Source organism: Pseudomethylobacillus aquaticus (assembly GCF_003730115.1).
Taxonomy (GTDB): Bacteria; Pseudomonadota; Gammaproteobacteria; order Burkholderiales; family Methylophilaceae; genus Pseudomethylobacillus; species Pseudomethylobacillus aquaticus.
Window position 1 is genome coordinate 1 of record NZ_RJVP01000010.1, and the last position, 5,539, is coordinate 5,539.

Genomic DNA, 5,539 nt, shown 5'->3' on the forward strand with positions numbered 1-5,539 from the left:
TTCACCTTTCACCTTTCACCTTTCACCTTTCACCTTTCACCTCCCTTCGGGGTACCTACCCGGTCGGGTAGTTACCTAAATGGGGGAAGGCGAGTGTAATCGCCGGGTATAAAAACGCCGTGCCCTGCCTTCATGTTGAGGACGATCAGGGTCAAGGCGTGAGGTTTTAAGGCGTGTGCGTGCGGCGCATGCGCGAGATGGAAGACGGAAGACGCGGCTCAGCGCTCATAGGCGGAATGGGCGCTGAGCGCCCCGTCCCGACACAGAACAGTATTCATAAAGGAACGATCATGGCAACGGTAAGAACGGTAACGGGCACCAATCTGGACGACGAACTGAATCTGATGACAGAGAACCTGTCGCTGGATGTATCGGGCTTGGGTGGCCACGATCTGATCATGGGGGGGCGTGCGGATGACACGCTGACGGGCGGTACGGGCGATGACACGCTGAACGGGGGTCTCGGCAACGACAGCCTGAACGGGGGCCTGGGCAATGACCTGCTGCTGGGCGGTGCGGGCAATGACAGCCTGAACGGGTCGGACGGCGATGACGTGCTGGTGGGCGAGGCGGGCAACGACCGTCTGGTGGGGGGCAACGGTGACGATAACCTGGTGGGTGGTGCGGGTGACGACAACCTCAACGGCGGCTCTGGTGCGGATTTCCTGGACGGCGGCGAGGGTGCGGACATCATCAACGCAGGGGCAGGTGACGATGTCATCGTGGGCGGTGGCGGTCACGATAACCTGGTGGGCGGTGATGGTCATGACCAGATCGCCGGTGGGGTGGGCAACGATTCGCTGGCGGGCGGCGTGGGCGACGACACTTTGCAAGGTGGCGACAACAACGACCGTTTGAGCGGGGACGTGGGCAACGATGTGTTGCAAGGCGGCAGCGGCGTGGATTCGCTGTACGGCGGTGACGGGGATGACGTGCTGCAAGGCGGCGCGGGCAATGACCAGTTGTTGTCGGGGGCAGGCAATGACCGCTATGTGTGGGGCGTGGGTGACACGGGTACCGACACGCTGGCGGACTTCGATGTGGCGCACGACAGCGTGGACCTGACCGCGCTCGCAGTGCGTGCAGGCGCGAGCTTTGTGTCGCGTGTGGACCACCTGGGTCGCACCACCCTGAACTTCGATGCGGACGGCAACGGCACCACCGACATCAGCCTCAAGTTCAACAGCATCGTCAACATGACCAAGGCCGACTTTGCCTACCTGAATGACGCGCCGGTGACCGACGGCGAGCAGGACGTGGCCGTCGTGGAAGACCAGGCCGCAGCTGCGACCGGTCAAATCGAATTCACGGATGCAGACTTCCGTGATGTGCACAGCTTCAGAGGCAGCGCTACCGGCACGCACGGTGCCTTTGCAGTGGATGCCCGCACCGGTGCCTTCACCTACACGCTGAACAGCACCAACCTGCAATACCTCGCGGTGGGCGAGACGGTGGAAGAAACCTTCACCGTCACGGTGACCGACGACCTGGGCTTGAGCGCGACACAGGACGTGGTGGTGACCATCACCGGCACCAACGACGCCCCCACCGTCACGGCCTCGACCAACGGTACGGCCGATGCACTGGGCACGGTGGCCGTGAAACCGCTAGACCCGATGGCACCCGTTGATCCGATGGCGCCGCCTGCACCGCCGGCAGCACCTGCCGAGATCAGCACCACGGTGTCGGTGAGCTTTAACGATGTGGATACCAGCGATCTGCTGACCTACAGCGTCGATGCGGCGACCAGCAACCCCCTGGGCGGCACGCTCACGGTGCTGGATAGCGACGACAGCGGCACCACCGGCACCGCCGGTTCGGTCAGCTACACCTACAGCGTGGCCAACAGCGCGGCCGCTTACCTTGCCGCAGGCGAGACCGTGATCGAGACCTTCACCATCACCGCCGATGACGGCAATGGCGGCGAAGTGAGCCAGGATGTCACCGTGACCATCACCGGTGCCAACGACGCGCCGACCGTCACCGCCTCCACCAATGGCAGCCTGACTGAAGACACCGCCCTGGTGGTGGCCCCGGCCAGCCTGGACCCCATGGCGACGGCCGACACCTTGAGCACCACCGTCTCGGTGGACTTCAGCGATGCCGACCTCTCTGACCTCCTGACCTACAGCTACACCGCTGCCCGCGGCAACACCCTGGGCGGCACCCTGACCCTGCTGACCAGCGACGACAGCGGCACCGATGCCGACGGGGCGGTCAGCTACACCTACACGCTCGCCAACAGCGCCGCGCAATACCTGGCCGAAGGCGAGACCGCGACCGAAACCTTCACCATCACCGCCGATGACGGCCAGGGCGGTACCGTTAGCCAAGAGGTGACCGTCACCATCACCGGCACCAATGATGAAGCCGTCATCACCGGCACCGACACCGGCAGTGTGGTGGAAGCAGGCGGCGTGGACAACGCCATCAGCAACACCCCGACCGCGACCGGCACCCTGACGGTGACCGACCCTGACACGAGCGACAACAGCTTCACGGTGGTGAGTACCGATACCACCAGCGTGAGCGGCTACGGCAGCTTCACCATCACGGCAGAGGGCGTGTGGACCTACACGCTGGATAACACCCATGCCGATGTGCAGGCGCTCAACATCGATGGCATGAACACCAGCTTGACTGACACCTTTGTGGTGACCAGCCTTGACGGCACTGAACACACGGTCACCATCGAGATCAGCGGCCGCAATGACGCGCCGGTGATCACCGCCATTGCCGACATCGTCTACACCGACACCGCGGCGGCGGATACCTTTGCCGAGGTGAGCGGCACGCTCGATGCCACCGATGTGGATGGCGAGATCGTGGGCTTTGGCATCATGGACAGCGACACCACCGAGCCTGGCTTCAACAAGGTGGAGAGCGATTACGGCACCTTGCGTCTTAACACCTTTACCGGTGAATACACCTTCACGCCTGATAGCGAGGCGATCGAAGCGCTGAACGGCGTGCCAGCCAGCGTGAGCTTCGATGTGACCTTCACTGCCTTCGACGGCACCCTCGCGGGCAGCACCCCCATCACCATCACCATCAACGGCGCGAACGACGCGCCTGTGGCGGTGGACGACAGCAACACCGCCACCGAAGATGCTGCCCTGGTCATGGGCTCGGTCGCAACCAATGACAGCGACCGCGATGCCAATGCGGTGTTGACCTACAGCGCGGCCGAAGAACAGGACGCCGTCGCAGGGCTCACCTTCAACAGCGACGGCAGCTACAGCTTTGATGCGGCCAATGCGGCTTACCAGTCCCTGGCCGCCGGCGAAACCCTGGAGGTGAGCTTTGACTACACGGTGACCGATGAGCTGGGTGCCTCGAGCGATGCGACGCTCACCCTGACCCTCACCGGCACCAACGATGCGCCCACGGTCGCCGCATTCACCGATGGCAGCCTGACCGAAGACACCGCCCTGGTGGTGGATCCGGCCAGCACGGACCCGCTCGCCACGGCTGACACCTTGAGCACCACCGTCTCGGTGGACTTCAGCGATGTGGACACCACCGATGTGCTGACCTACAGCGTGAAGCCTGCTCTGGACAACACCCTGAGTGGCAGCTTCACCTTGCTTGACAGCGACGACACCGGCACCGATGGCACCACGGGCAGTGTCCGCTACACCTACAGCATCGCCAACAGCGCGGTGCAGTACCTCGCCGCTGGCGAAACCGTGACCGAAAGCTACACCATCATCGCCGATGACGGCGAGGGCGGTGAAGTGAGCCAGAAGGTCAGCATCACCATCACCGGTGCCAACGACGCGCCGACCGTGACCGCGTCCACCGATGGCACGGCCACCGCTGCCGCACAGGACAGCATGCCGGCTCCAGGCAACATCACCACCACCGTGGAGGTGAGCTTCAACGACGTGGACACGGCCGACCTCTTAAGCTACAGCGTCGATGCCGCCACCACCAACACCCTGGGCGGCACGCTCACGGTGCTGGAGAGCGACGACAGCAGCACCACCGGCAATGCGGGCAGCGTGCGCTACACCTACAGCGTGGCCAACAGCGCCGCCGCTTACCTTGCCACCGGCGAGACCGTGACCGAGACCTTCACCATCACCGCCGATGACGACAACGGTGGCACGGTGAGCGAAGAGGTGACGGTGACCATCACCGGCACCAATGACGCTCCCACCGTCACTGCCGTGACCAATGGCACCTTGACCGAAGACACTGGCCTCGTGGTGGACCCGGCCAGCACGGACCCCATGGCGACCGCTGACACCTTGAGCACCACCGTCTCGGTGGACTTCAGCGATGTGGACGTCACCGACACGCTGACCTACAGCGTGACGCCGTCCATGAGCAACACGCTCACCGCCAGCAGCACGCTGACCCTGCTTGCGAGCGATGACACCGGCACCGACGGCACCACCGGTTCCGTGCGCTACACCTACAGCGTGGCCAACAGTGCCGTGCAGGCGCTGGGCGCAGGCAAGACCCTGACCGAAACCTACACCGTCACGGCCGATGATGGCCAGGGCGGCACGGTAAGCCAGGACATCACCATCACCATCACCGGCACCAATGACGTAGCCGTCATCACCGGCACCACCACCGGCGCGGTGGTGGAAGCAGGCGGTGCCAACAACGCCATCGCAGGTACCCCCACCGCCACCGGCACGCTGAGCGTCACCGATGTGGATAGCGGCGAGAGCGTGTTCCAGGCGGTGAGCACGGCGAGCTTAAGCAGCAACGGCTACGGCAGCTACACCATCACGGAAGCCGGTGTGTGGAGCTACACGCTGGATAACACCAACGCTAGCGTACAGGCCCTCAACACCAGCACGCCTGGCAACAGCCTCACCGACACCTTTGTGGTGAAGAGTGCGGACGGCACGGAAGAAACGGTCACCATCACCATCAGCGGCCGCAACGATGCGCCTACCATTGCCACCATCAGCCCCATCACCATCACCGACACCGGTGCGGACGACACCTTCACCACCATCACCGGTCAAGTGAACGCTACCGATGTTGACAGTGGCCGTGTGGTGTATGGCATCGTGGGCGGTTCCACCGCAGAAGCGGGCTTTAACACCGTCACCAACGATTACGGCACCATCCGCCTTAACACCGTGACGGGTGCCTACACCATCACCCAGAACGATGCCGCCATTGAAGCGCTGAAGGCGAGCGGTGTGGTCAACATCGCGGTCAACTTCAGTGCCACCGATGGCCGTCTCACCGACACCGAAGTGCTCAACATCACCATCAACGGTGCGAACGAAGCACCGAATGGCGCGGACAAGACCCTGACCACGGATGAAGACACGCCCATCACCCTGAAGACCAGCGACTTTGGCTTCAGTGAATCCACGCGCGAGACGGCGGATAGCTTCCTGGCCGTCAAGGTCACCACGCTGCCCACGGCCGGTACGCTGCTGCTCGACGGCACTGCCGTGACGGCGGGGCAATCGGTCAGCGTGACCGACATCACCGCCAACAAGCTCAGCTTTGCGCCGGCCCTCAATGCCAACGGCACGGGCTATGCGAGCTTCACCTTCCAGGT

The 5,539-nt window shown here is 63.6% G+C and carries 1 protein-coding gene; it reads left to right on the forward strand.

Going from position 1 to position 5,539, the window contains the following annotated elements; genetic code table 11:
- Nucleotides 1–290 precede the first annotated feature (290 nt).
- A partial coding sequence (locus ED236_RS12695; RefSeq protein WP_240032140.1) for a beta strand repeat-containing protein occupies nt 291–5,539 on the forward strand: 5,249 nt, incomplete at its 3' end.